The organism is Neoalteromonas facilis, assembly GCF_002807665.1.
GTDB lineage: Bacteria > Pseudomonadota > Gammaproteobacteria > Enterobacterales > Alteromonadaceae > Alteromonas_E > Alteromonas_E facilis.
Window position 1 is genome coordinate 422,164 of sequence record NZ_PEAY01000002.1, and the last position, 24,763, is coordinate 446,926.

The following is a 24,763-nucleotide window of genomic DNA, read 5'->3' on the forward strand; positions in this document are numbered from 1 at the left end:
ATTATTCAGCACTAATGATCTCCGTGAGGCGATCATTGGTGCTTTTTAGTGTCTGTCTTTCAGTAGTATTATCTGTACATGGGCAAGAGCCATCAGAACAAGATCTGGAGCAGATCCAACAGCAGATAAAGCAAACACAGGAGCAGCTTAAGGAAAAGCAAGCACAAGCAAGGCGTTTAGAGGCACAACTGAGAGAGGCTGAAATTGCGATCTCAACTACGGCGAAAGCGTTAGCGGATACCCAAGCTGATTTGAATGAGAACCAGCAAAAGCAAGCGGAATTGGCGCAACAAAAACAACAGCTTGAGCAGCAAATTGCACAGCAACAATCACAACTTGCGGCGCAAATAAAAAGTGCCTTCATGGCGGGCAATTACGATTACGCCAAAATGTTATTAAACCAACAAGATGCGGCAAAGTTTGAACGTGTCCTGAGTTATTACCAATATGTCAGTGAGGCCCGTCGCCAGTCGATCGAAAAGTTCCGTATCGATATCAGTGCATTAGAGCAAGTAAACCAGCAGTTGCAAAACACGATTGCGAGGTTGAACGAATTACGAGAACAGCAACAACAGCAACAAAAAGCCTTGGCCTCACAACAACAGTCGCGTGAAGCCACATTGAGTGCATTAAATCGCTCCATGGAAACGGATGCAGAGCGGGTCGAGCAATTACAAGCCAGTGCGCAGGCGTTACTTGATGCGATTGAACAAGCGCGAGAAAGAGCAGAGCAGCAACCTACAGAACTGGATGGTCTTAACCACCGCAAGGGGCAGTTAGCGATGCCCGCTGAAGGGCGCTTTAGGCGATTGTTTGGTGACCGTCGACAAGGCAGTGTGCGCTGGACAGGCGTCATTATTGAAGGCAGCGAAGGCAGCCAGATCAGTGCTATACATCAAGGGCGGGTGCTCTATGCGGATTGGTTAAAAGGCTTTGGGCTTGTCACGATCATTGATCATGGTGAGGGGTTTATGAGTGTATATGGTCATAGCCAAGCATTGTTAACCCAACCTGGAGATTTAGTCACCGCTGGGCAAATCATTGGTTTGGTGGGACGCAGCGGAGGACAAGATAGCCCGAATTTGTACTTCGAGATACGCCATAAGGGCAAAGCCCTTAACCCCAGTGCATGGTTAAAATGGCGATAACGCTTTTGCGATTAAGAAATTCATTGTGAGTTCGCATTTGTGGCCAAGCGTTGTTATTCTATCTAAAAAAATAAAGACTTTATCCGTGCGCGCATTCGTTTACATCTTAATTTTAATGTCTCAGGCAATCGTTGCGCAGTCGGTATATGCGGCTGACGAGCCCAAAGTCGCCCTTATTATAGATGATATGGGGTATCGCAAGTCGGATGAGAAAGCATTTGAACTGCCCCGTCATGTGACACTTTCTATCCTGCCGCATACGGCAAAATCGACTCAGTTTTCACAAAAAGCCCAACAGCAAGGCCGAGTGGTCATGTTGCATCTGCCAATGGAAACGCTTCAGCCAAGAACCTTAGGCCCGGGGGCATTATTAGCATCGATGGACAGCGGGTTTATGCTGCAGACGTTTGAATCTGCGCTGGAATCTGTACCTCATGCGATTGGGGTCAACAATCATATGGGGAGTAAACTGACCCAACTCAGTTTGCCGATGAAAACCTTGATGGGAGCGCTCGAAAAACGCGGTTTATTCTTTATCGATAGCCGTACAACGCGTTACAGCAAAGCGTTCAATATCGCGAATGAATACGGTGTTCCAGCCTTGCAACGCAAAGTGTTTTTGGATCACAACATCAATGAGCACGAGATAAACCAGCAGTTTGACCGTTTGTTACGCTTAGCACATAAATATGGTGAAGCGGTTGGCATTGGACACCCCCACCCCGAAACGTTACGAGTACTGAAAAGTCGCCTTGCTGAACAGTCAGATGTCGACTTTGTGTCGGTTACGGATTTATTAACTCAATACTCTCCTCGATTGGCCGCGAGTGAACAACAAAATGGGCCAGTAGCGGACGAGTTTTCTGAGTCAAAAGACTCAACAAATCAGCAGGTTGAGTTGTCGCCCTCAAATTAAACTTTTCCCAATCTTTGTTTTGTTATATTATAACGTCTCTGTGATAAGTTATATGTGAGCGAAACAAAAAGCTGTGTCAGATCAAACGCGATTATTAATGGACAAATTGGGCATCTGGGTGTCTGGGCTGTGTGCTATACACTGCCTTGCGTTACCGCTATTGCTTCCCATTGCACCCTTAGTCGCGAGTTCATTTGTTGCAGAAGCATGGTTTGAACGCAGTATTTTAACATTGTCATTGTTGGTTGGTTTCAGCGCCTTGACCATTGGTTATTTTCGTTACCATCGGAAAACCTACCCTGTGTATGCGTTAATCGCTGGCGGCTTAATTTATTGGTACAAGGACATGTTCGGCGAGCAATATGAGCCTTTTACGATTGCAGTGGGGGCTGGCCTCATTATCACCGCCCATGTGATGAATTTAAAATTGTGTAAGGCATACAAGCATCGCAGCAACACCTGTGAAGAAGCGGCGCTACCCGCGGGCTCTAAATTTTAGTTCAGCGTAATGCCTGAATAATGTTTGTCGCGCTTACGGGGTAGTTTGCGAAAATCGCGTCTACGCCAAGCCTATACAACCATTCAATATCGTCTATCTCATCTACTGTGAACACGGCCACTTTTACACCGCGGCTGTGTGCATCGTTAACAATAGCCTGATTCACCACATCGATGTCGATACCCAAATAGCCACACTCAAGCGCTTGAGCCTCAAGTGCCAAACCAACTGGCATTGAAGCCGTTAGCCATCCACGCTGATAAGGTAAATGTTGTTGTTGAGCCTCATACAATACCAGGTGATTAAATGACGACAGTAATATCTGATGGTTTTTAAGTTCAGGGGGGCAATGGGTTTGAATGTAGGAGTGCAAGTGCGCTACAGAGCGTATAGCTTTAACTTCAATATTGAGTACTTTGTCTTGCCAATCTAGCGCTAACACGTCAGAAAGTTTAGGGACTTTTTGTGGTTCGTCGAGGTGATGCCCCGCGCTTAACTGATCAATTTGATCCAAAGTGACCTGATCGATGCGAATTTTTTCGCCTGTCGTGCGTGTTAGCCAACGGTCATGCATGAGTATGTAGTCGTCTTCGACCTGAAAAATATCGATTTCAACGCCAAAAACAGGAGCGGTTAGCGCGAGATTAATTGAGGCAAGTGTATTTTCCGGAGCGTGTCCACTTGCGCCTCTGTGCGCGAGTACTTGCATGAGCTTCAAACTCCACGCGTGATGTGCGCTAGGCTAGCGTTCACACGTCTGTGCTGGTCGATGGTGAGCATTCAATGTTTCGTATATAGATGCTGATACCACCAAAATACCACCAATTAGGGTAGACAAACTAGGGTTTTCGTTAAGTACTAAGATAGCCAAAATAACCCCGTAAAAGGGTTGCATGCAGGCAATCAACGAAAATGTTTTCGCCCTGAGGTGTTGCAAGCTAGCCGCGACTAACGCATGCGGCAAAGCTGTTAACAGGCTGCCTAGCACCAACAGTTGGATCCAAAGTGTGGCATCTGCGGCATAAAATTCCGGTGATACAAACAGGACCAAACAAAGGCAGACTACTAAAATCTGATAAAACATCGTTTTTGCGCCACCGTAGTGAGCGAAGTACTTGCGATGCAGGATATTTCTCAGTGCGTAGAGGCATGCAGAACCAATTCCAATTAAAACACCCAGCGTTGTGTTATCGGATAGGTCAGGGGCGGGAACAATCAGATAAATTCCTAACAGGACGACCAGGCCACTGACGATGTCTTGCCACGCTAACTGAAACTTCTCAAAAAATGGCTCTATAAGCACGGTGATTACTGGGAATGTGAACAGCGCGATCATGCCAACAGATACGCCGGCATATTGCATTGCAGCGAAATAACTGGACCAATGCGCAGCCATTAAAACGCCTAAGCCCGTAGCAATGATATAACAGCGTCTGGAGTCCAACTTAAATGACGAGCGTGATGCTAGCATGAACATGAGCAATGCAATGCAGGCAAAAAGCGAACGACCAAAGGTAATGTCGATGGCATTGAGCGGAATTAAGATGGAGAAGAGTGACGCTGCACTTAACAGAATAACTGTTACATGCAGCGACAAGAGACTGCGCTTGACCGGATCCATGGGCTTTATTGTTCGCCCGCTATTCTCGCAAAGGGAGTACCTAGTCGAGTTACATCACCTGCTGACATAGGTTCGAGGTTAATTTTACCGGGTTCAAAACAGGCCACGATTGTAGAGCCAAGTTTAAACAAGCCCATTTCTTCGCCCTTTTTCAGTGTGATCGCGCTGTCAGGGTTTTCGCTATCATATTGCCAATGCACGACGTTAAGACCGGCCGGTGGTGTTACTGTACCAGCCCAAACAGTGGCGATGCTTGCGACGATCGTAGCGCCCACTAATACGATTGCCATTTTACCGACTGAAGTATCAAATATTGCGACCACGCGCTCATTTCTGGCAAATAAACCAGGTACGTTTTCTGCGGTCAGCGGGTTTACCGAAAATAAATCTCCTGGCACGTAAATCATATCCGTCAATACGCCGTCTAACGGCATATGGATACGATGGTAATCGCGAGGTGATAGATAAATCGTGGCAAAATCCCCGTTTTTAAACGGTTTGGCTATGTCTGGATTGCCACCTAACAAGGCGGTTAAACTGTAGTCATGGCCCTTGGCCTGAAAAATCGCGTCATCACGAATGTTGCCCAATTGACTCACGGTTCCATCTACCGCATGTACTAATACATTCTCATCTTCATCTATTGGACGCGCACCTGCTTTTAGTTCGCGGGTGAAAAAGGCGTTGAAGGTTTTATAGTGTTCAGGATTGGGTTCTGCCGCTTCACTCATGTCGACATTGAACTGTTTAATAAACAGTTTAATTAAGGTGGTTGTTAGCTTGCCAGCATTTGCCGCAGCGAGCGATCCTACCAAACGCGATATCAAATGCTTAGGCAAAATGTACTGCACATTAACTTTGAACCAATTGATCACCGAAAAAATCTCCAAGAAAAAATCCGGTGAATTGTACACTATTCTATCGTGTGCAATAGGAATTTAGTGGAATGAGCCAGTTCAGAACGCTATATCTTATTGTTTACCGGGCTTTTGCGCATGACTTGGCCGGCTTTCATCTAAGTTGGCCAATATTTTGTGGTAACTATCAAACCGCAATTGAGATATCTTCCCTTCCTCAACAGCCTCTCTGATCAGGCAACCAGGATCATGCAAATGTTTACAATCACGGAACTTGCAACCACCCAGGTAATCTCTAAATTCGACAAAACCTTGTGTTATTTGCTCCACAGGAAGGTGCCATAGTCCAAACTCTCTGACCCCAGGTGAATCGATGAGATCGCCACCGGATGGAAAATGCAATAGTTTTGCGGTTGTGGTTGTGTGCTGACCCAATCCGGAGGTGTCTGATATTTCTCCGGTAAGTTCATCATCTGCTTCGGGCAGCAATACGTTAATTAAGCTTGACTTACCTACACCGCTTTGCCCAACAAAGACGCTGACTTTGTGATTCAATATGGTTTGTAATGGAGTAAGGCCATCTTCAGTTTTGCAACTGGTGAAAACGACGGGATAACCTAGGTCTTTGTATAGTTGCAGTTGTTCGTGCAAGGCTTGTTGTTCGTCATCGCTGAGTAAATCCATTTTATTGATAACGATTACTGCAGGGATACGGGTGTCTTCACATGCTACCAAATAGCGATCGATGATATGAGTGGATAGCTCTGGCTTGATCGAACTGACAATAATAATTTGATCAATATTGGCTGCTATGGGTTTGATACCATCATAGAAGTCAGGGCGTGTAAGTACAGTTTTGCGATCGTGCACGGCTTCAATAACACCTTCCAAGCCGCCAGCACTATCCTGACCTGTGCTAACTTCGACGCGGTCGCCACAAACCACCGAATCGACACTTCGTCGAATATGGCAGCGAAGCGTATTACCATGCTCAATTTCCACATCGGCATGCTGTCCAAACCGGCCAATCACAGTTCCTGAGATCAGTGGTTCGCCATTGTGCTGCACTGTGGGGTCAGTCTTACTGCGTTGCTCAAGTCGACGTGTTCGATTGGCGCTGATGCGTCTTTTTTGTTGGTGGGTTAAATGCCGCTTTTTCTTCACTGGCTTCTAATCGTTGGCGTATTTGCTTAGTCATGTTACCGTTTGCGGCTGCGAAGTGCCATGATTTAATGGGTTTAATCCTTCTTTTTGAGAGCCGACATGAAAATAAGTGATAAGAATTTAGTCTGGATAGATATGGAAATGACAGGTCTGGATCCGGAAACCTGTGTTGTGTTGGAAATCGCTACCATAGTCACTGATCCTGAATTAAACATTATTGCCGAGGGGCCTGTCATTGCAGTGCATCAACCGGATGAAATTTTGGACAATATGGACCCTTGGTGTGTTGAAACCCACGGTAAAACGGGGTTAACCGCACGTTGCCGTGAAAGCCAAATTAATGTTGATGAGGCGGCTAAGCAAACTATCGCCTTCCTTGAACACTACGTGCCTAAAGGCAAGTCTCCATTGTGTGGAAACTCTATTGGGCAAGATCGTCGTTTTATGGTGAAGTATATGCCTGAACTGGAAGATTACTTTCACTACCGTAACGTAGATGTAAGCACCATCAAGGAGTTGGTTGCCCGTTGGAAACCCGAGGCATTAGATGGATTTAAGAAAAAAAATGTGCATCTGGCCTTAGACGATATTCGTGAGTCTATTGATGAGCTTAAGTTTTACCGCGAGAAAGTGTTTTCGATTTAAGCGCAAATATTGTTGAACGGTTGATTTTTAGCCGTTCAATGAACTTTTTTTGAAAATTCGGTTGCGCTTGGTCATTTTTTTTGTAAAATGCGCACCTCTTCGAAAGAAGCAGTCCTAAAAAGCGGGAATAGCTCAGTTGGTAGAGCACAACCTTGCCAAGGTTGGGGTCGCGAGTTCGAGTCTCGTTTCCCGCTCCAAATTTTCTAGTTTTATCCATTTTTCAAGTATTCGACAGCTCACGACCCCAAGGGGACGCGACCGAGTGTCGGCCAGTGTGAGTCTCGTTTCCCGCTCCAAATTTTCTAGTTTTATCCATTTCTCAAGTATTCGACAGTACACGACCCCAAGGGACGCGACCGAGTGTCGGCTTGTGCGAAACAATCGACGTTATCCACGTGGCTAAACGATGTTGCTTTACTCAATTGCAATATTGACCATTTCACCGTAAAGTTAACTGGTCTAACCAGAGGGTGATTTTATGGCGGCTGTAAATCCGTTACGCAATTTTGTGTTGAAAGTTAATCAATATCCAACATGGCTGAGTAGTCGGTTAATGACGTGGATGTTCAGGTTCAAAGTCAAACTGACTGGAACGGTGGGCATCGAGATACTGGAGACCGATCTTAAACGCGTCGTTTTTCGTCAAAAAAACCGTAAGAAAGTACAAAACCATATAGGCAGCGTGCATGCCGCAGGCATGGCATTGTTGGCTGAATCTGCAACAGGATTTATTGTTGGGACTAATCTTCCGGGCGATAAATTGCCTTTGATTAAAAACATGAATCTTAGCTACGTAAAAAGAGCTACTGGGGATATGCAAGCCGTCGCAGAATTAACGGATGAGCAAATTCAACAGCTTAAGACTGAAGACAAAGGTGAAGTGACGGTAAAAGTCATGGTAACCGATGCGATGGGGATTGAGCCGGTACTGTGTGAAATGGTCTGGGCTTGGGTTCCAAAAAACAAATAAAAAACAAAGACCTATAATCGTCACATAAATTTAATGAAAAGTTCGTTTGACAGCAGCGAATTTTCGCCATAAAAAGCAAAACTACAATCTGTTCCTAACCTAAACGTGGATGGTTATTGTTATGGCGAATTTAACTCGACTCGATTTGCTAAAACGTATGTTCAGTGATCCTAAAAATTACCCTTACGGATTTTCTCGCTCTGGTGATTTCTCTATTAACGAAAGCAAAGCGCTCAGCCAATACGGTTGTCTGATGGCTGCGCTGGTTGACGGAAAAATTGCACCAGAGACGGATGAAGATAACGCGTTTCTTGCTGCGGCGTATGGGAAAGCCGAACCTGAGGACATTATGTCTCGGGCGTGGGTCAAATATCAGAAGCGCATTAATCGTCCGAAAATGGGCAATATTTATGGATCAAGTAAAGTCAGCAGCAGCGATGATGCTGATGACACTATAGATGATGTTGAAGATTCAGATATCGTTATCGACGATTAGGATCTTTGACCTAAAAACTTGTAAATAAATTGTAAAAAATACCTAAAAGCGCAAAGTTTACGTGTGCTTTTAGGTTGTTTATCCTAAAAATGACGTATTTTGAGATACGTCCCTCACTATTATTCTCTTCGTTGTTTTAATACCACTATCTCATCGGTATAGTCGGTCGCGTGTACAGCTGAAAATGGTTTTTCAGGACTATGAAATAACAACCGTAGGAGATTACTTTGTGAAGATGATGTCGGGCGCTGCCATGGTGGTAGAGGCGCTAAAAGATGTGGGCGTTACACATGTGTTTGGTTACCCCGGTGGTGCCGTTCTAGACATTTATGATGCGCTGTTTGCGCAAGATTATGTCAAACACGTCCTCGTCCGCCATGAACAGGCTGCAGCTCACATGGCTGACGGCTACGCGCGTTCTACCGGCAAAACGGGCACGGTTCTCGTCACTTCAGGTCCAGGTGCGACGAATACTCTTACGGGTATCGCGACCGCGTACATGGACAGTATCCCCATGGTGATTTTATCTGGCCAAGTGCCTTCTATGCACATTGGCGAAGATGCATTCCAAGAAACCGACATGGTGGGATGTTCTCGGCCGGTTGTTAAGCATAGCTTTTTGGTTAAACGCCCTGAAGATATTCCGATGGCAATCGCCAAAGCATACTATATTGCCAATAGTGGCAGACCCGGCCCAGTCGTGGTCGATCTACCCAAAGATATTGTTAATATCCAAGAGTCTCATCCTTATGTTTTCCCTGATGACGTTACTATGCGTTCTTACAATCCGACTGAACGTGGTCATCCGAAGCAGATACGAAAAGCGGTTAGCGCTATTTTAGATGCTGAACGCCCGATTCTTTATGTGGGGGGGGGTGCTATTAGTGCGGGGGCGTCTGGACAAGTAACCAAGCTCGCTGAGCTATTGCATGCGCCGGTGACTTGTACCTTGATGGGATTGGGCGCATTTTCCGGTACGCACGACAACAACCTTGGTATGTTGGGTATGCACGGAACGCTCGAAGCCAATAAGTCGATGCACAATTCGGATTGTATTATCGCATTGGGTGCGCGCTTTGATGACCGTGTGACTAACAATGTCGATAAATTTTGTCCTCACGCGACCATTATTCATGTGGATATCGACCCCGCGTCTATTTCAAAGACGGTCAACGCCCATATTCCCGTAGTTGGGTCTGTGGAGAAAGTCTGTGAACAGCTTTTAGCTGAGCTCGAAACACATAATTTAGCCCACCAAGAAGAAAAGCTTGGCGATTGGTGGGAGCAGATTGGTCAGTGGCGCTCTAGGCAGTGCTTAAAATATCAAACCTCAACCGACGTTATAAAGCCTCAGCGCGTTGTAGAAGCGGTATATGAGCACACGAAAGGTGAAGCGTTTGTGAGTTCTGACGTGGGCCAGCATCAAATGTTTGCTGCCCTATATTATCCCTTCGATAAGCCACGCCAGTGGATCAATTCTGGCGGGCTCGGCACCATGGGGTTTGGTTTGCCTGCTGCAATGGGGGTGCAGTTTGCACACCCTGATGCTACGTCTGTGGTAATCACGGGGGACGGCAGTATTCAAATGAACATACAAGAGCTGTCGACCTGTTTGCAGTACAACTTGCCCATCAAGATCATTTCTTTGAATAACCGAGCGCTGGGTATGGTTCGTCAGTGGCAAGATATGATTTACAAAGGCCGGCATTCGCACAGTTACATGGACTCTATGCCTGACTTTGTAGCGTTGGCGCAGGCCTATGGCCATGTCGGCATTAAAGTAGATAAGCTGGATGAATTAGATGATGCGATGAAAGAGTGCTTTTCGCTTAAAGATCGTTTGGTGTTTATGGATATATCGGTAGACCAAAACGAGCACGTGTACCCAATGCAAATTAAATGGGGCGCGATGGATGATATGAGATTAAGCAAAACGGAGCGCACCTAATGAAAAGAATTATTTCAGTATTAATGGAAAATGCTCCGGGGGCTTTGTCGCGTATTGTTGGGGTATTTTCCCAGCGCGGGTATAACGTGGATTCTTTATGCGTAGCACCGACCGATGACCCAAGTTTGTCACGCTTGACCATTACCACGCATGGTGACGACAAAGTCATAGAGCAGATCACCAAGCAAGTGAACAAGTTGATCGATGTACTTAAGGTCGTTGATTTAACCGACGGCGCACATGTTGAACGTGAGCTCATGCTGATTAAAGTAGCCACACGCACTGAGTTAGCGCGTGCAGAGGTTAAGCGTAATGTGGATATTTTCCGGGCACGAATAGTTGATGTAAATGCCTCAAACTACACAATCGAAGTAACGGGTACGACAGACAAGCTCGATGCGTTTGCACTGACCTTAGCGCAATGCACTGAGATCATAGAATCATCGCGAACTGGGGTGTGTGGTTTAGCCCGTGGTGAAAAAGCGTTACGCCCTTAAATCTTGCCATAAAAGACTTCAAGCCGGAGCGCGATACCGTAAGACGGTTTGAAGTCTTCTTCTTTTAGCCATAAAACAAAAGGCTCAACTTCATAGTACAACCATTTGCGAGTAGGGTTAGTGCGCCATCTCGCACTTAAAAAGACTTGTTCGGTGTGCATGTTGGGGCGGCTTAGGCCTTCGACAAATAAGGTATATATAAATGCGCTGTCGTTTGTCACTTGCGTTAACCATTGTGCTTCGTGACGCCAACGCCAATCATTGGAAATATCACGGTAGTAGTAGCGGTTGTTTAAACGCCACAGTGATTCTTCGTCAACGATATGTTGGTAAGTGAGCCCTAACTCACCGCCAAGTCTGTCGCGATTGTAGTAATATAATTCTGCGTCATAAAACAGCGTATTCTCTGCATCAAGCACATATCCATCGCGATAACGACTTTTGACGAATATTTGATCGCGTCGACCGAAGCCAATGCGGTGCGATAACTTAGCGTCTGGTGTACGTCTGAACCGCAACGACAATGTGGTTTGGTCGCGCCGACCGAGTTGATCATTGCGAGCTGCTTTTACGCTGTTTTCATCTAAGTCATCTTCATCATCGGTTAGCAGTAAATCGACGCGATTTTGCAATGCTGGGAGCTTCACTCGCACGCGAAAACGAACGTCAAATTCGGCAAAGTCTCGGCTACGCGGCTCCCAACCCAAACGTATTCGACCTGACGCTCTGGCATCCTCGTGTGAGCGGTCGCCGGAAAGTGCAAAGAATGCATCTAAATCTTGCGCGGTATCATCCATGGCAGATTCGAAGTTTAATAGCCATTGATCAAACCATGCATGATCGGCAGTTGTGTCCTGTTGTTCTTGCGCATAGGAGGGAAGCGTTAGGCACGACAAAATCAGCCCGTAGGCGAGAGTTCTGATTTTGCTGCTAACAGGTTGTTTCATTTTGTTATGCGCGCCTTATGAAAGTACCAATTTTTGCGATTACTGAAACGTTATAATGACAAAACTTCGTAGCATTGAATAGGTGGGTTGTGACACAATGACGTTTATGCATTTCTAATACCAAAAATAGGTGATACATGGGCGGAATAAGTCTTTGGCAACTTCTTATAATCTTAGTTATTGTGGTGCTACTGTTTGGCACGAAAAAGTTGCGCGGCATGGGCAGTGATTTAGGCTCTGCGGTTAAAGGTTTTAAGAAAGCGGTCAATGATCAAGACGCAGATTTCGAACAGCAGAAGAAAGTAGAAGCTGACGAAGCTAACAAGCAAGTTGAACAAAACGCCGAAAAATCAAAAGCTGAGAAAACTGACGCGTAGCCACTATGTTTGATATAGGTTTTTGGGAGTTACTCGTTATTGCCGTTATGGCATTGCTTGTACTCGGTCCCGAACGTTTACCCGGTGCCATTCGGTCAACTGCGAGAACCATCCGCAGCGTAAAATCGATGGCAAATGGATTCAAAGCCGAGATGGATGAGCAGTTGCGTATTCACGAACTGCATGAAAATTTGCGCAAAGCCGAATCCATGGATATGCAAAACTTATCGCCAGAGTTACAGCGCAGCGTTGCTGAGTTAAAAGCCGCGGCCGAATCGGTGCAACAACCCTACAAAAAAATAGACGCTGAAAAACCCAAATCTGATGACGAACCCAAGTCCTGATAGCAGTTTGATTTCACACTTAATCGAACTACGCAGCCGTATCTTACGTGCGCTTTTGAGCGTACTTGTGGTGTTTTTATGCTTGGCATATTTTGCCCAAGACTTATACCACTTGCTCGCACAGCCTTTATTGGCCACCATGCCTGAAGGTGCAAATATGATCGCAACCGATGTTGCTTCTCCGTTCTTTGCGCCTTTTAAGCTTACTTTGGTGTTGTCATTTTTTATCGCAATTCCATTCGTTTTATATCAAGTGTGGGGTTTTGTAGCCCCCGGTCTGTATAAAAATGAAAAGCGTTTGATTGCGCCGTTGATGTTATCCAGTACGCTACTGTTTTACGCCGGCATGGCATTTGCGTATTTCGTTGTATTTCCGCTGGCGTTCGCTTTCTTTAACAGCGTTGCTCCTGAAGGTGTGTTAGTCAGTACAGACATCAATAGCTACTTAAATTTTGTCCTGAAACTATTTTTTGCATTTGGCTTATCATTTGAAATCCCGATTGCAATTATCTTAATGTGCTGGACGGGTATAACTGATGCTGACTCTCTGCGAGCAAAACGCCCCTATGTTATTGTTGGTGTGTTCGTGGTTGGCATGTTGTTAACCCCTCCAGATGTCATATCGCAAACCCTACTCGCATTACCAATGTGGCTTTTATTTGAACTTGGAGTGCTAGTTGGTGGTCTTTATTCCTCAAAAAAACAAGAACAGGAAACCTCATGAAGTATGTACCTTCTCTTAAACCGCGCATGGCAGTGTTGCTCATGGCGCTATTGGGTTTAAGTCATGTTGTAAATGCGCAAACACAAACCGTTGAAAGTGCTATCCAAGCTTGTAGCCAAGAGTCCAATAGTCTCCAACGCTTGGTTTGTTATGACCGATTGGCAAAGCAGTTGCGAGAGTATAGCGGTGGCAAAACGGCACTGCCGACGGTTAGTCAGAGACCCACTCCACGCCCGGCACAAATACCTGCTCATGCCCAGAATAAAGTGGCTGAAACACCAGCTGCAGTGGCAGCATCGCCATCTGTAGTGACTAATTCAGCACAAGATCAGTTTGGTTTAGAGCATCGCCAAGATACCGACGCCATGATCCAAAAGATCTACGCTGTGGTCACGGATATTACTTCAAATGCGTATAAGAAACGCACTATCACCCTAGATAACGGGCAACGTTGGCGCCAACAAGATGGTAGTTCTTTGAAAATTGCCGTAGGTGACACGATCTATATTGAGCGCGGTGTGTTAGGGGCTTTCTATTTAAGTACGGATGACCTCAACCGACGTATGAAGGTTAAACGAGCCGACTAGTGCGTTGGTTTGATGCAGGTGTGAATTGTTTCGACGATCGCCTGCCCCTAGCTGAAACCTTAGAAGCTGCGCGCACAAAAGGCGTTGACCGTATGTGCGTTATTGCCACTCATCAAAGGGACTGGGATAAATGTTTAGCGTGGGCTTCTCAGTACCCTGAAAACTTGTGTTGTACTATCGGGGTTCATCCACATTACGCGGATGGTGTTAGTGCGGATTGGTTAACACAGTTAACCCATCTGGCAAACACCCATAGCGTTTCAGCCATAGGCGAATGCGGGCTAGATTTTAATCGCATGTTTTCCACTCAAGAGAACCAGTTGCACGTGTTTGAACAACAGCTGCGTCTCGCCGCTGATTTGAAATTACCGGTATATTTGCACGAACGTGATGCGTTTGATCAGCAGTATCAGCTGTTAAGTGAATATCATTCAACCTTAGTGGGTGGCTTGGTACATTGCTTCACTTCTCACAAAGAACACTTGAAAGCCTATTTAGATTTGGGGTTTTATATTGGGATCACCGGTTGGATTTGTGATCCTAAAAGAGGTGATGCATTGCGCGACGCGCTCCAGTATTTACCGTTAGACAGACTCATACTTGAGACGGATTCGCCCTATCTATTTCCGAAGGGATTTAAACCGCGAACCCGCAATAATACACCTGCACACTTACCGTATATTGCTCAACAAGTTGCTGATTTAAAAAACATCACAGTTGAACAAGTCAATCAAGTGAGTATTATCAATACAACCCAATTATTGTGGCGATGATATGACGAGTCCTGATGCGAAATCCATTGCGATTGATGCGCCGATTAGACGTTGGCGCTTCGGTATTGCAAGTGCCATTATGCTCGTGCTCGTTTGGGGGGGCGTGTTTTTCAATCTGATAGAGAAACGGGACAATGAAGTACAGGGTATCGAGTACGTATTGGACGAACACGCTGCACTCGCGTTATCCTCAGTCATCGACTCGACTGATTTGCCTTGGCAATCTATCGGTGAAGACAGCTCTTTAGGTATGAATACTGCGGCATTTTGGTTTCGTTTCGAACTCCCATCGCGGGTAATCAATGATTCAGAAGGTGACTTCATATTAGAAGTCGATTATCCCATGCTTGATGAGTTGGACATTTGGCTGGTGGATAAAAAAACCAGTGCTGGCTTGTTTAACATTATTGAGCACTATCGCTTGGGCGACACAATTGCGTTCTCTGAACGTCCGATACCTCACCCTCTATTTTTAATTCCGTTAAAGCATTCAAATGACATTACCCATGTTTATGCACGGGTAAAAACCAGTGGAACGGTGCGCTACCCTGTCAGTATCTGGAAGAGTACAGAATACATCGCTGACTCCACTAAACATGCCAGTATTATGGCACTGTTTTTTGGCTTTATGGTGGCAATGGCCATCAGCAATCTATTTTTCTTTATCACGACCAGAAGCGTTACTTTTTTGGTGTATACCGGTTATGTACTTGGGCTTGGTATTACAATCGCGACATTGCACGGTTTTGCATTTCAATACTTATGGCCATCCAATACCTTTGTGCAGGGGCGGGCGATAGCTATTTTTGCCTCCTTAACCCTAACGTTTGCGGTTGTTTTCTCGTATCAGACCTTGGATGTCATTCGGCATAGTGTCTCGGCTAATCGCTATTTGCAGGTGCTCGCTGCCATTTTTGCATTGTATGCAGTGATTAGTTGCTTTGCGCCGTACGCCATCGTTATCAAAGTGTTTATGCTCATGCTGTTGATGGCAGTTGTATCCATCTTGGCCTGTGGTATTTGGCTATCACTCAGAGGCAGTGAAGTCGCACGTTACTATACGTTAGCTTGGGCGTTTTTATTGCTCAGCGGTTTTTCTGCAACGCTGGATAACCTTAATCTCGTCGAGTTACCGGTATCCTCGCATTACATTTTAATCTTCGGCGCCTCCATAGAGACCCTGTTGCTAGGGCTTATTCTTGCTATGCGTTACAGCCAACAGCGCGATAGCCTGTCGGCTGCACAAGCACAGGCACTTGAACAAGAACAAGAAGCGACGAAAGCTAAGGATGAGCTCATTCAAGTACAACAGCAAAGCCAGGATGAACTTGAGTATAAGGTTCAAGAGCGAACCTTGGAGCTCGAAATCGCGCTACGAGAATTATCTGAAGCCAATCGTGAGTTAGAGAAAATCAGTGCAATGGATCAACTGACGTCATTGCCGAATAGACGTCACTTTGACAAGCGCCTGCTGGCTGAAAGTCGCAGGAGTCGACGTGAGCAGACACCTTTAGCGATTGCGATGGTTGATGTTGATCACTTTAAGCAAGTGAATGACCAGTATGGTCATGTGGTCGGTGATGAGTGTTTGAAACAGATTGCCGCGGTTTTAAAATCTGGGTTAAAACGCCCAACCGATGAAGTCTGTCGATACGGTGGTGAAGAGTTTGCGTTAATAATGCCCAATACAGACTTGTTGGGTGCAACTCAAGTTATAGAGGAAATGCGCCAGGCAGTAGCAGAAACTCTTATACAAACCGATCATGAAGAAATGCGCGTGACAATCAGCGCTGGTGTCACGTCTTCAAGCATATCGTTTGAAGGGCAAGAAACAGCCCTCATTGAGTTTGCCGACAAACTGCTCTACGACGCCAAACGAAACGGCAGAGATCAGGTTATTGGTCGGGCATTTAGTCAAAAACAACAGGATAAGAAGTAATGCAAAACCCTCAGCGGTTTCCCCAATCACGCCCCAGACGTTTAAGAAGAACACCTGCACTAAGAGCGCTCGTGAGTGAGCATGCGCTCAGTGCAGACGATTTAATTTATCCAATGTTTGTGCTACCGGGCAATCAGTCGCGCGAAGCTATCCCTTCAATGCCCGGCATTGAACGCTTATCGATTGATTTGTTACTCAACGAATGTGAATCCTTGCTAGCGCTGGGCGTTAAAACGGTTGCGTTGTTTCCGGTAACCCCTGCTGAGCATAAATCGTTACTTGCAGAGCATGCCTATGCGGGTGATGGTTTAGCGCAAACGGCGGTTAGGGCGATTAAAGAGTGTCTGCCTGAAATGTCAGTGATCACCGATGTGGCGCTTGACCCTTTTACCGTGCACGGACAAGACGGGATATTGGATGATCAGGGCTATGTTTTGAATGATGAAACAACGGATGTACTCATCAAACAAGCGCTCAGTCATGCCGAAGCGGGTGCTGATATTGTGGCACCATCTGACATGATGGACGGGCGCATTGGCGCGATAAGAAACGCGCTAGAAGAGAAAGGCCATATTCACACCTGTATCATGGCGTATTCAGCGAAATATGCGTCTCACTATTACGGACCGTTCCGTGATGCGGTCGGGTCAGCTGGTAACTTGAAAGGGGCTGACAAGAAGACCTATCAAATGGACCCTGCGAATACTGATGAAGCATTACGCGAAATTGCCCTCGATATTCAAGAGGGGGCTGATATGGTCATGGTCAAGCCCGGAATGCCCTACCTTGACGTTGTAAGACGATGTAAAGATACCTTTCAGGTACCTACATTTGCCTACCAAGTCAGTGGTGAGTATGCGATGCACAAGGCGGCCTTTGCCAACGGTTGGTTGGCAGAAGAGCCTGTTGTTATGGAGTCGTTATTGGCGTTTAAACGCGCGGGTGCTGACGGTATTTTGACCTACTTTGCCAAGCAGGCTGCAGAATATTTAAAAGGTGTATAGCACCTTAACTGAAACTTAGCTGCCAACCCGCTTTGTGGGTTAACCAGGCTTCATTGTTCAGTTCAGCTTTGATCAGCGGGTGGGCGTTTAACCAACCATCGGGAAACGACATCCGCCAGTGATCACCTTCTAATTCCAAACTGATGTCCGGTAACTCTAGATTCGCCCGACGAATTGATAACACCACTGCAATACGAAGAATTCGCAATAAATTCAGCACCATAGGCTTCACGTCATCATGATAGCCTTGGAAATCTTCCACATTGATATTTTGTCGGTGGCCTTTCACCAAGTTGCGAATCGTGGTTTTTTGCAACAGGGTGTAACCCGGTAAATCAATGTGGGACAGTACGTAAGCGCCGTGCTGGTGATACAGCTTGTAATCAATGTGTAAGCCCAGTTCATGCAGCATACAAGCGGCTTTAAGCACCGCATCGGTGTCAAAGTTACAGATACCGGTTTGTTCGCACACTTGCTTGGATAGCATTGACGCGGTGCGGTGGACGGTTCTTGCGTGCACAATATCAATGCGGAAACGTTGCATCGCTTGATTCAATGTTTGCGAACGGCGATCGTTATCTTGCATCGAATCTAACATACCGTAAATCAGGCCTTCCCTCAGTGCGCCACCGGAAATGTTCATTTCTTTAATGCGCAACTGCTCAAACAGGGTAATAAGAATCGCTAAGCCGCTGGGGAAAATGGCACGTCTGGCTTCACTGAGTCCACTAATATCCAATTGCTCCATGGAGCCACACGCGATGCACTGCTCGCGCAATTGGTACAGATAATCTAAACGAATAGAGTCGCTAATACGCTGATTGACCAGGATCTCAACAATCGCTTGGGGCGTGCCTGAGGCGCCAAGGCAATTACGCCAGTCAAAGCATAAAAACTCGTCTTTAATTGGACTAACTAGTGCTTTAGCCGCCGCTTGCGCTTGTTCGAAGTTGTCTTTAGACAATTTTCCTTGGCTAAAATAACGCTCCATAAAGGTGACACAACCCATGTCCAGGCTGGTGACGTTTATGGGGGTCATGTCATTACCGAAGATAATTTCGGTACTGGCACCACCAATATCGATGACTAAGCTGCTACCTTGATTGGCTGAAGTATAGGCAACACCAAGATAAATTTGGCGTGCTTCTTCTTCGCCACTGATCACGTTAATCGGGTGGTTCAATACCTCTTCGGCTTGATGAATAAAGGCTTGTGCATTGCTTGCTAAGCGCAAGGTTGCAGTGGCAACCACTTTAATATTCGAACGTGGAATGTCTTGTAAACGTTCTGCAAAAGAGCGTAGACAATTGAGCCCGCGATCAAAACTCGCTTGGTCTAGCTGCATTTCGTCATTCAATCCGGCAGCTAAACGCACTTTTTGCTTAATTTTTCCAACGATCTGAACGCTGCCATTGATGACATGCACAACCACCATGTGGAAGCTATTGGAGCCTAAATCAACGGCTGCGTAATACTCGCCTCGCAGCGTAGGCAAACCGAAGGTGTTATCCATACTTAACGCGGGCCTCTGTTTCCTGATTGGCGGTTATTATTCCCACGGTTGGATTTGCCGCGAGAGCTTTTATTACGGTCGTTACTGCGGCGCTTGTGCTGGAACTTAGGTGTTTTAATATCCTCAAGCAACGCATTGCTGTCGTAATCGGTGACAGGAATTGAATGATTAATATAGGTTTCGATGGCCGGCAAGTTAAGCGCATACTTTTCACATGCGAAACTGATCGCGTGCCCGCTCTTGCCAGCGCGACCTGTGCGTCCGATTCGGTGAACATAGTCTTCGGCATCATCGGGCAAGTCGTAATTAAATACGTGTGTGACTTTATCTATGTGAAGTCCGCGTGCCGCCACGTCTGTTGCTACAAGAACATCGAGTTCGCCGCGAGTAAATTTATCCAAAATCGATAATCGTTTCTTTTGCGGAACATCGCCCGATAACATACCAACGCGGTGCCCATCGGCCTTTAACCACGCTTCAACTTGTTCACAACCATGTTTGGTATTGGCAAACACTATGGCTTTTTCAGGCCACTCTTCTTCCATTAGGGTCAGTAGAAGACGCATTTTGTCTTCGTCAGACGGGTAGAACAGTTCTTCCTGAACACGACTCGCGGTTTTCTGTTCTGGCTCTACTTGCACATGCGTTGGGTTGTTCATGTGTTCGTAGGCTAATTCTTGTACGCGCATACTCAAGGTGGCTGAGAATAGCATGCTCAATCGCTTGCTTGGTTTAGGCATGCGACGGAATAAGAAACGTATGTCTTTAATAAAGCCTAAATCAAACATGCGGTCAGCTTCGTCGAGCACTGCGACTTGAATGTGGTCGAGTGAAAACACGCCTTGTTTGTAATAGTCCAGTATACGCCCGGTGGTACCAATAATAATATCAACGCCCTTTTCTAACTTTTCGCGTTGACTTTGGTATCCTTCGCCCCCATATATCAACCCTAATGAGAGTCCAGTGTGTTTGCTGAGCAATTCCGCGTCATTGAATATTTGCACGGCAAGCTCTCGAGTCGGTGCCATAATAATTGCTTTAGGCGACGCATCAGTGTCAGTTGGATTCGATAGCAAGTGGTGAAATGTCGCAACTAAAAATGCGATCGTTTTACCTGTACCGGTTTGCGCTTGACCTGCGACATCTAGACCGTCTAGGCTAGGCGGCAAACTGAGCGCTTGAATAGGGGTGCAGTGCTTAAAATTGGCTGCATCAAGAGCCGCGATCACATCTTTATGGATCGGAAGCTCGGAGAAATGTGTAGTAGTTAAATGAGTTGTTTGCATAGCTTATAGCTTATCAATGCTTGCATTAAAAACAGATTCTATATAACACTTACGGTAGTGCTGAAACAGTATCAGCAACAGACCATTAACGGAGAAAAGAATGAGCGACAAAATTATCCAGTTAACTGATGATAAGTTCGAAGCAGATGTTATCAATGCTGCGGGTCCTGTGCTGGTTGACTTCTGGGCCGAGTGGTGTGGCCCGTGTAAAATGATTGCACCTATCTTAGAAGACATTGCTGGTGAATACGAAGGCAAGTTAACAGTTGGTAAACTGAATGTCGATGAAAATAACGAAACTCCGCCTAAATACGGTATTCGTGGAATCCCAACATTGTTGTTGTTTAAAGACGGTAACGTAGCTGCAACTAAAGTTGGCGCGTTGTCTAAAACTCAATTAGAAGAGTTCTTAAACGAACATATCTAAGCAATATCGCTGGTCAATAAAAAACCCTCTGCGAGAGGGTTTTTTTGTGTCTTTTCATTAGGTTGGCAGTTTAATGCTAGAATGAAGCGCTGATCAGGTAGTACATATACCCTACATAAATGGCGCTAAAAACTGAACCTTCAATGCGGTTTAAACGGCCTTGCTTACCCTTTAAACCAATACAAAATACGAGTAAGGCGGCGGTCAGGCCCACCATAAGCAGTGCGTCACGATATAAAAATTCAGACTCAACTTGCATCGGTGCGATAACACCGGCTAAACCGACAACACCAAGCGTATTGAATAAGTTTGACCCAATGACATTGCCCAAGGCTAGCTCATGCTCGCCCTTTCTAACGGCGACAAGCGCTGCGGCTAATTCAGGCAACGATGTACCTATCGCAATAATTGTTAAGCCGATAATAACGTCGCTCACACCGAATGCAGTGGCGACTTCGACAGCGCCCCAAACTAAGAGGCGCGAGCTGGCAATCAACAAGACCAAACCAATGCCAAGAGAAATCAGGCTGGTCTTCAACGGCTGATGCTCTGGTATTTCAGCCGCTACATCGTCAGCCAATGCATCCTCTCCGCCTTTTAATCCGGAGTAAATACTCCACACCATAAGCCCAACAAAAATACCCAGAAGGGCGTATGCATCATCGTGGGAGACTTCTAAATCTAACAGCTGATAAACTGAAAATAGGCTGATCCCCAGCAGTAAAGGCAGCTCCTTCTTGAGTACTTCCGATTTTACTGCTATTGGGCTGATGATGGCGGTTAAGCCTAATATCAAGGCGATATTGGCGATATTGGATCCATAAGCGTTACCTAACGCAAGTCCAGGGTTGCCTTGGCTTGCGGCAAAGGCAGACACAATCATTTCAGGTGCAGAGGTACCAAAACCGATGATTAACATACCAATCAGGAGTGGAGACATGCCTAAATAACGCGCTGTTGCTGCGGCACCATCGACAAATTTGCCTGCACTCCACAACAACACTACAAGACCGACTACTATGGCCAAAATGGGAAATGTCATATACACCTTTATAGTTATGTAACGGCTACTTTATTGTTAAAAACCTTCATGCTGGATCAATCAATGCGTTTCAGTAATAGAAGGCGTGTTTACCGTGATTTTTACCTTGTGATCGAACCGGTATTGTAGATGACCTGATACTGGGCGGCTACCGAATTACGCTAGAATTCGGTAATGAACGATAAATTTAGGTAACTTTTTCTCATCAGACTAGACGAAATGTAAATATGGTGCTAAGTTTCTTAACAGCTCAAACCCGAGCTTTCCAATTATCTTTCAAATCTGAGCAGTATTTATAACTCTTTTCGAATAAAAAGATTACGCATAGTAGCGTTTACGTACAAAGACCCACCAATATGAATTTAACAGAACTAAAGAATAAACCTATCAGTGAGCTGGTCGCATTGGCCGAAGAAATGGGCCTAGAAAACATGGCTCGTGCTCGCAAGCAAGACATCATTTTCTCTATTTTAAAAGCCCACGCCAAAAGCGGTGAAGACATCTTTGGCGATGGTGTGTTGGAAATATTGCAGGACGGGTTTGGTTTCTTACGTTCTGCTGACTCATCCTATTTGGCCGGTCCAGATGACATTTACGTATCACCCAGTCAGATCCGTCGTTTTAATTTACGTACAGGTGATACCATTGCCGGGAAAATTCGCCCGCCAAAAGACAGCGAACGTTATTTCGCGCTATTAAAAATTCGCGAAGTTAACTTCGACAAACCAGAAAACTCGCGTAATAAGATCTTATTCGAAAACTTAACGCCGCTGCATGCAAACGAGCGCTTGCGCATGGAGCGTGGAAACGGCAGTACCGAAGATATTACGGCACGTGTACTGGATTTAGCAGCACCTATTGGTCGTGGTCAGCGTGGCTTGATTGTGGCACCGCCGAAAGCGGGTAAAACGCTTTTACTACAGAATATCGCTCAATCCATCGCTGCGAACCATCCAGAATGTCAATTGATGGTGTTATTGATTGATGAGCGTCCTGAGGAAGTTACAGAAATGCAACGTTTGGTGCAGGGGGAAGTGGTTGCGTCTACCTTTGACGAGCCCGCTAGCCGCCACGTTCAAGTTGCAGAGATGGTAATTGAGAAAGCTAAACGTTTGGTTGAGCACAAAAAAGATGTGGTTATCCTGTTGGATTCGATCACTCGATTGGCGCGTGCCTATAACACGGTAATCCCGTCGTCAGGTAAAGTATTGACCGGTGGTGTTGACGCTAATGCCCTACACAAACCAAAGCGTTTCTTTGGTGCTGCTCGAAACGTCGAGGAAGGTGGTAGTTTAACTATTATCGCGACGGCACTCATTGATACCGGTTCTAAGATGGACGAAGTTATCTACGAAGAGTTTAAAGGTACCGGTAACATGGAACTTCACTTAAACCGTAAGATTGCTGAGAAGCGCGTTTTCCCTGCGATAGATTTCAATCGTTCAGGTACTCGCCGAGAAGAGTTATTAACCACGCAAGATGAATTACAGAAAATGTGGATCTTACGTAAGATTGTCCATGAAATGTCTGAAATTGATGCAATGGAGTTTTTGATTAACCGTTTGGCGATGACCAAAACAAACAATGAATTCTTCGATGCAATGAAGCGACAAAAAAGTTAATTCACGCATTTTGCAGCCTATAGAGCCATGTCTTTTGACATGGCTTTTTTATTTGGGCTATTGGTGAACATTGAGTTAATCTGTGAGTACGTTCACTAAAAAGATACTCAATATGAAGAAGTTCGCCCTATGTTTACTTTTCTGTGCCACAACATTCAACGTTGCCGCACGTCCAACGCCAGATCAACTCAATTCAATGAGTGGCAATATTGAAGCGGATGTCATTCAGTGGCGCCATCATTTGCATGAGTTTCCAGAACTATCTAATCGAGAATTCAAAACAGCGGCGTATGTAGAAAAATATTTGCGTGATTTGGGTCTTGAAGTGACCACCGGCATTGCCAAAACAGGTGTTGTCGCTGTGCTAGACAGTGGCAAGCCTGGCCCTGTCGTCGCGCTGCGTGCTGACATGGATGGATTACCTGTATTAGAACAAAATGACTTGCCATATAAGTCAACTCAACGTGGTGAGTTTAATGGCAATGAGGTGCCTGTTATGCACGCCTGCGGTCACGATACCCATATGGCAATGTTAATGGGCGCAGCCAAAATTTTAGTTGACGTTAAAGATCAGTTACGCGGCCAGGTTAAATTTATTTTTCAACCTGCGGAAGAGGGCGCTCCAGCCGGCGAAACAGGCGGCGCTGAAGATATGGTTAAAGAGGGGGTACTGAGCAATCCGGATGTCGATGCAATTTTTGGTTTGCATATCAGCTCAGATACCGATGTGGGTAAAGTGCGCTACCGTGAAGGTGGTGTTATGGCGGCGGTCGATCCGTTTAAAGTCGTCATCAAAGGAAAGCAGGCTCACGGTGCTTATCCATGGTTGAGCGTGGACCCTGTCACGACGGCTGCTCAGGTTATTATGGGGCTACAAACCATCGTTAGTCGTGAACTCAAGCTTGTCGATGATGCGGCCGTGATTACCATCGGCTCAATTCACGGCGGTAATCGTTCCAATATCATTCCAAGTGAAGTCGAATTGGTTGGTACTATCAGAACCTTAAATCCTGCCGCGCGAGATCACATTTATGAGGCGCTGCCGCGTAAAGTGCATGCTATCTCTGAAAGCATGCGCGCAACAGCCGAGGTTACCCTACCATTGGATTACAATTATCCGATTACGTTTAACGATCATTCGCTAATGGCGCAAATGTTACCTACAATTCAACGTACGGCGGGTGAATCAAATGCGCTTTATTCCAAAGCAGTGACCGGTGCAGAAGACTTTTCTTTCTTCCAAGAGAAAGTACCAGGCGTATACCTTTGGGTTGGCGGTAAGCCTCTAAACGTCGCGGCTGAAGACGCGCCAGCTCACCACACGCCAGAGTTTTATGTAGATGACAGTGGTATGCGTCTTGGGGTTGATTTGCTAACCAATATGACGGTGGATTATCTTTTTGCAGACTAGGTGACA

26 protein-coding genes and 1 tRNA gene are annotated in these 24,763 nt (G+C 45.8%); 19 read left to right on the plus strand and 8 right to left on the minus strand.

All coding sequences use genetic code 11. From position 1 onward, the window contains the following. Positions 1–38 precede the first annotated feature (38 nt). The 3 genes from CSH93_RS08080 to CSH93_RS08090 all read left to right on the plus strand — a co-directional run bounded on the left by CSH93_RS08080 (position 39) and on the right by CSH93_RS08090 (position 2,563). Positions 39–1,148 (plus strand): murein hydrolase activator EnvC family protein, encoded by a 1,110-nt coding sequence (locus CSH93_RS08080; RefSeq protein ID WP_240615525.1) that lies wholly within the window; start codon positions 39–41, stop codon positions 1,146–1,148. A gap of 85 nt (positions 1,149–1,233) precedes the next feature. Beyond that, positions 1,234–2,064, plus strand: a complete 831-nt coding sequence (locus tag CSH93_RS08085; protein ID WP_240615526.1) for a divergent polysaccharide deacetylase family protein — start codon at positions 1,234–1,236, stop codon at positions 2,062–2,064. Between the two features lie 97 nt (positions 2,065–2,161). Next, positions 2,162–2,563 carry a MerC domain-containing protein gene (locus CSH93_RS08090; protein WP_100642725.1) on the plus strand — a complete coding sequence of 134 codons (402 nt, stop codon included), beginning with the start codon at positions 2,162–2,164 and terminating at the stop codon, positions 2,561–2,563. Position 2,564: 1 nt separating this feature from the next. Here the strand turns inward: CSH93_RS08090 and CSH93_RS08095 are convergent, their stop codons facing one another. From CSH93_RS08095 to rsgA, 4 genes are all read right to left on the minus strand, one after another. Continuing rightward, positions 2,565–3,272: a glycerophosphodiester phosphodiesterase gene (locus CSH93_RS08095; RefSeq protein WP_100642726.1), complete on the minus strand. Its 708-nt coding sequence runs from the start codon at positions 3,270–3,272 to the stop codon at positions 2,565–2,567. A 33-nt stretch (positions 3,273–3,305) separates the two neighbouring features. Continuing rightward, a complete protein-coding gene (locus CSH93_RS08100) occupies positions 3,306–4,184 on the minus strand; it encodes a DMT family transporter (protein WP_100642727.1) in 879 nt (292 codons plus the stop codon). Positions 4,185–4,189: 5 nt separating this feature from the next. Next, complete coding sequence (asd, locus tag CSH93_RS08105) at positions 4,190–5,059, minus strand: archaetidylserine decarboxylase (protein ID WP_100642728.1); 870 nt, start codon at positions 5,057–5,059, stop codon at positions 4,190–4,192. Between the two features lie 96 nt (positions 5,060–5,155). Beyond that, positions 5,156–6,205: a small ribosomal subunit biogenesis GTPase RsgA gene (gene rsgA, locus CSH93_RS08110; RefSeq protein ID WP_100642729.1), complete on the minus strand. Its 1,050-nt coding sequence runs from the start codon at positions 6,203–6,205 to the stop codon at positions 5,156–5,158. A gap of 99 nt (positions 6,206–6,304) precedes the next feature. Between rsgA and orn the strand changes: the two genes are divergently transcribed. The 6 genes from orn (at position 6,305) to ilvN (ending at position 10,761) form a co-directional block, all read left to right on the plus strand. Beyond that, positions 6,305–6,850, plus strand: a complete 546-nt coding sequence (gene orn, locus CSH93_RS08115) for an oligoribonuclease (RefSeq protein ID WP_100642730.1) — start codon at positions 6,305–6,307, stop codon at positions 6,848–6,850. Between the two features lie 121 nt (positions 6,851–6,971). Continuing rightward, positions 6,972–7,047: transfer RNA gene (locus CSH93_RS08120), tRNA-Gly, on the plus strand. 281 nt (positions 7,048–7,328) lie between these two features. Further along, a complete protein-coding gene (locus tag CSH93_RS08125; RefSeq protein WP_100642731.1) occupies positions 7,329–7,820 on the plus strand; it encodes a DUF4442 domain-containing protein in 492 nt (163 codons plus the stop codon). Positions 7,821–7,941: 121 nt separating this feature from the next. Beyond that, positions 7,942–8,316: a MaoP family protein gene (locus CSH93_RS08130; RefSeq protein WP_100642822.1), complete on the plus strand. Its 375-nt coding sequence runs from the start codon at positions 7,942–7,944 to the stop codon at positions 8,314–8,316. A 229-nt stretch (positions 8,317–8,545) separates the two neighbouring features. Further along, positions 8,546–10,264 (plus strand): acetolactate synthase 3 large subunit, encoded by a 1,719-nt coding sequence (locus CSH93_RS08135; protein WP_100642732.1) that lies wholly within the window; start codon positions 8,546–8,548, stop codon positions 10,262–10,264. After that, positions 10,264–10,761, plus strand: coding sequence for an acetolactate synthase small subunit (gene ilvN, locus CSH93_RS08140; protein ID WP_100642733.1), 498 nt, complete (start codon positions 10,264–10,266; stop codon positions 10,759–10,761). The genes CSH93_RS08135 and ilvN overlap by 1 nt, the downstream gene beginning before the upstream one ends. Here ilvN and CSH93_RS08145 read toward each other — a convergent pair. Next, on the minus strand, positions 10,758–11,708 hold the full coding sequence (locus CSH93_RS08145) for a hypothetical protein (protein ID WP_100642734.1): 951 nt from the start codon (positions 11,706–11,708) through the stop codon (positions 10,758–10,760). The two genes, ilvN and CSH93_RS08145, sit on opposite strands and share 4 nt — an antisense overlap. Before the next feature lie 137 nt (positions 11,709–11,845). Here CSH93_RS08145 and tatA point away from each other — a divergent pair, with 137 nt between their 5' ends. From tatA to hemB, 7 genes are read left to right on the plus strand one after another with little or no spacing between them, the layout of a single operon-like run. Continuing rightward, positions 11,846–12,085, plus strand: a complete 240-nt coding sequence (gene tatA, locus CSH93_RS08150) for a Sec-independent protein translocase subunit TatA (RefSeq protein ID WP_100642735.1) — start codon at positions 11,846–11,848, stop codon at positions 12,083–12,085. Between the two features lie 5 nt (positions 12,086–12,090). Beyond that, on the plus strand, positions 12,091–12,429 hold the full coding sequence (tatB, locus tag CSH93_RS08155; protein WP_100642736.1) for a Sec-independent protein translocase protein TatB: 339 nt from the start codon (positions 12,091–12,093) through the stop codon (positions 12,427–12,429). Next, positions 12,410–13,153, plus strand: coding sequence for a twin-arginine translocase subunit TatC (tatC, locus tag CSH93_RS08160; RefSeq protein ID WP_100642737.1), 744 nt, complete (start codon positions 12,410–12,412; stop codon positions 13,151–13,153). The genes tatB and tatC overlap by 20 nt, the downstream gene beginning before the upstream one ends. Continuing rightward, positions 13,150–13,740 carry a hypothetical protein gene (locus CSH93_RS08165; RefSeq protein ID WP_100642738.1) on the plus strand — a complete coding sequence of 197 codons (591 nt, stop codon included), beginning with the start codon at positions 13,150–13,152 and terminating at the stop codon, positions 13,738–13,740. Before tatC ends, CSH93_RS08165 begins: the two co-directional genes overlap by 4 nt. Then, positions 13,740–14,513 carry a TatD family hydrolase gene (locus CSH93_RS08170; protein WP_100642739.1) on the plus strand — a complete coding sequence of 258 codons (774 nt, stop codon included), beginning with the start codon at positions 13,740–13,742 and terminating at the stop codon, positions 14,511–14,513. The genes CSH93_RS08165 and CSH93_RS08170 overlap by 1 nt, the downstream gene beginning before the upstream one ends. 1 nt (position 14,514) lies before the next feature. Then, positions 14,515–16,452 (plus strand): sensor domain-containing diguanylate cyclase, encoded by a 1,938-nt coding sequence (locus tag CSH93_RS08175; protein ID WP_100642740.1) that lies wholly within the window; start codon positions 14,515–14,517, stop codon positions 16,450–16,452. Then, positions 16,452–17,456 (plus strand): porphobilinogen synthase, encoded by a 1,005-nt coding sequence (gene hemB, locus CSH93_RS08180; RefSeq protein ID WP_100642741.1) that lies wholly within the window; start codon positions 16,452–16,454, stop codon positions 17,454–17,456. The genes CSH93_RS08175 and hemB overlap by 1 nt, the downstream gene beginning before the upstream one ends. Positions 17,457–17,460: 4 nt before the next feature. On the opposite strand, the gene CSH93_RS08185 is transcribed toward hemB, so the two are convergent. Both CSH93_RS08185 and rhlB read right to left on the minus strand, forming a co-directional pair. Next, positions 17,461–18,969, minus strand: a complete 1,509-nt coding sequence (locus CSH93_RS08185; protein ID WP_100642742.1) for a Ppx/GppA phosphatase family protein — start codon at positions 18,967–18,969, stop codon at positions 17,461–17,463. A gap of 2 nt (positions 18,970–18,971) precedes the next feature. Further along, positions 18,972–20,255 carry an ATP-dependent RNA helicase RhlB gene (gene rhlB / locus CSH93_RS08190; protein ID WP_100642743.1) on the minus strand — a complete coding sequence of 428 codons (1,284 nt, stop codon included), beginning with the start codon at positions 20,253–20,255 and terminating at the stop codon, positions 18,972–18,974. A 100-nt stretch (positions 20,256–20,355) separates the two neighbouring features. Between rhlB and trxA the strand changes: the two genes are divergently transcribed. Then, a complete protein-coding gene (gene trxA, locus CSH93_RS08195) occupies positions 20,356–20,682 on the plus strand; it encodes a thioredoxin TrxA (RefSeq protein WP_100642744.1) in 327 nt (108 codons plus the stop codon). A gap of 76 nt (positions 20,683–20,758) precedes the next feature. On the opposite strand, the gene CSH93_RS08200 is transcribed toward trxA, so the two are convergent. After that, positions 20,759–21,724, minus strand: coding sequence for a calcium/sodium antiporter (locus CSH93_RS08200; RefSeq protein ID WP_100642745.1), 966 nt, complete (start codon positions 21,722–21,724; stop codon positions 20,759–20,761). 356 nt (positions 21,725–22,080) lie between these two features. Here CSH93_RS08200 and rho point away from each other — a divergent pair, with 356 nt between their 5' ends. Both rho and CSH93_RS08210 read left to right on the plus strand, forming a co-directional pair. After that, the gene (gene rho / locus CSH93_RS08205) at positions 22,081–23,346 is read left to right on the plus strand and encodes a transcription termination factor Rho (protein WP_100642746.1); all 1,266 of its coding nucleotides are present in this window, start codon (positions 22,081–22,083) and stop codon (positions 23,344–23,346) included. A 196-nt stretch (positions 23,347–23,542) separates the two neighbouring features. Next, complete coding sequence (locus CSH93_RS08210) at positions 23,543–24,757, plus strand: amidohydrolase (RefSeq protein ID WP_240615538.1); 1,215 nt, start codon at positions 23,543–23,545, stop codon at positions 24,755–24,757. The last annotated feature ends 6 nt before the right edge of the window (positions 24,758–24,763 follow it).

Coding starts and splice junctions, on each gene's coding strand:
- CSH93_RS08090 (WP_100642725.1), top strand. CDS start 2,162: ATGGACAAATTGGGCATCTGGGTGTCTGGGCTGTGTGCTATACACTGC.
- CSH93_RS08095 (WP_100642726.1), bottom strand. CDS start 3,272: ATGCAAGTACTCGCGCACAGAGGCGCAAGTGGACACGCTCCGGAAAAT.
- CSH93_RS08100 (WP_100642727.1), bottom strand. CDS start 4,184: ATGGATCCGGTCAAGCGCAGTCTCTTGTCGCTGCATGTAACAGTTATT.
- orn (WP_100642730.1), top strand. CDS start 6,305: ATGAAAATAAGTGATAAGAATTTAGTCTGGATAGATATGGAAATGACA.
- CSH93_RS08125 (WP_100642731.1), top strand. CDS start 7,329: ATGGCGGCTGTAAATCCGTTACGCAATTTTGTGTTGAAAGTTAATCAA.
- CSH93_RS08130 (WP_100642822.1), top strand. CDS start 7,942: ATGGCGAATTTAACTCGACTCGATTTGCTAAAACGTATGTTCAGTGAT.
- ilvN (WP_100642733.1), top strand. CDS start 10,264: ATGAAAAGAATTATTTCAGTATTAATGGAAAATGCTCCGGGGGCTTTG.
- CSH93_RS08145 (WP_100642734.1), bottom strand. CDS start 11,708: ATGAAACAACCTGTTAGCAGCAAAATCAGAACTCTCGCCTACGGGCTG.
- tatA (WP_100642735.1), top strand. CDS start 11,846: ATGGGCGGAATAAGTCTTTGGCAACTTCTTATAATCTTAGTTATTGTG.
- tatB (WP_100642736.1), top strand. CDS start 12,091: ATGTTTGATATAGGTTTTTGGGAGTTACTCGTTATTGCCGTTATGGCA.
- tatC (WP_100642737.1), top strand. CDS start 12,410: ATGACGAACCCAAGTCCTGATAGCAGTTTGATTTCACACTTAATCGAA.
- CSH93_RS08165 (WP_100642738.1), top strand. CDS start 13,150: ATGAAGTATGTACCTTCTCTTAAACCGCGCATGGCAGTGTTGCTCATG.
- CSH93_RS08175 (WP_100642740.1), top strand. CDS start 14,515: ATGACGAGTCCTGATGCGAAATCCATTGCGATTGATGCGCCGATTAGA.
- hemB (WP_100642741.1), top strand. CDS start 16,452: ATGCAAAACCCTCAGCGGTTTCCCCAATCACGCCCCAGACGTTTAAGA.
- CSH93_RS08185 (WP_100642742.1), bottom strand. CDS start 18,969: ATGGATAACACCTTCGGTTTGCCTACGCTGCGAGGCGAGTATTACGCA.
- rhlB (WP_100642743.1), bottom strand. CDS start 20,255: ATGCAAACAACTCATTTAACTACTACACATTTCTCCGAGCTTCCGATC.
- trxA (WP_100642744.1), top strand. CDS start 20,356: ATGAGCGACAAAATTATCCAGTTAACTGATGATAAGTTCGAAGCAGAT.
- CSH93_RS08200 (WP_100642745.1), bottom strand. CDS start 21,724: ATGACATTTCCCATTTTGGCCATAGTAGTCGGTCTTGTAGTGTTGTTG.
- rho (WP_100642746.1), top strand. CDS start 22,081: ATGAATTTAACAGAACTAAAGAATAAACCTATCAGTGAGCTGGTCGCA.
- CSH93_RS08210 (WP_240615538.1), top strand. CDS start 23,543: ATGAGTGGCAATATTGAAGCGGATGTCATTCAGTGGCGCCATCATTTG.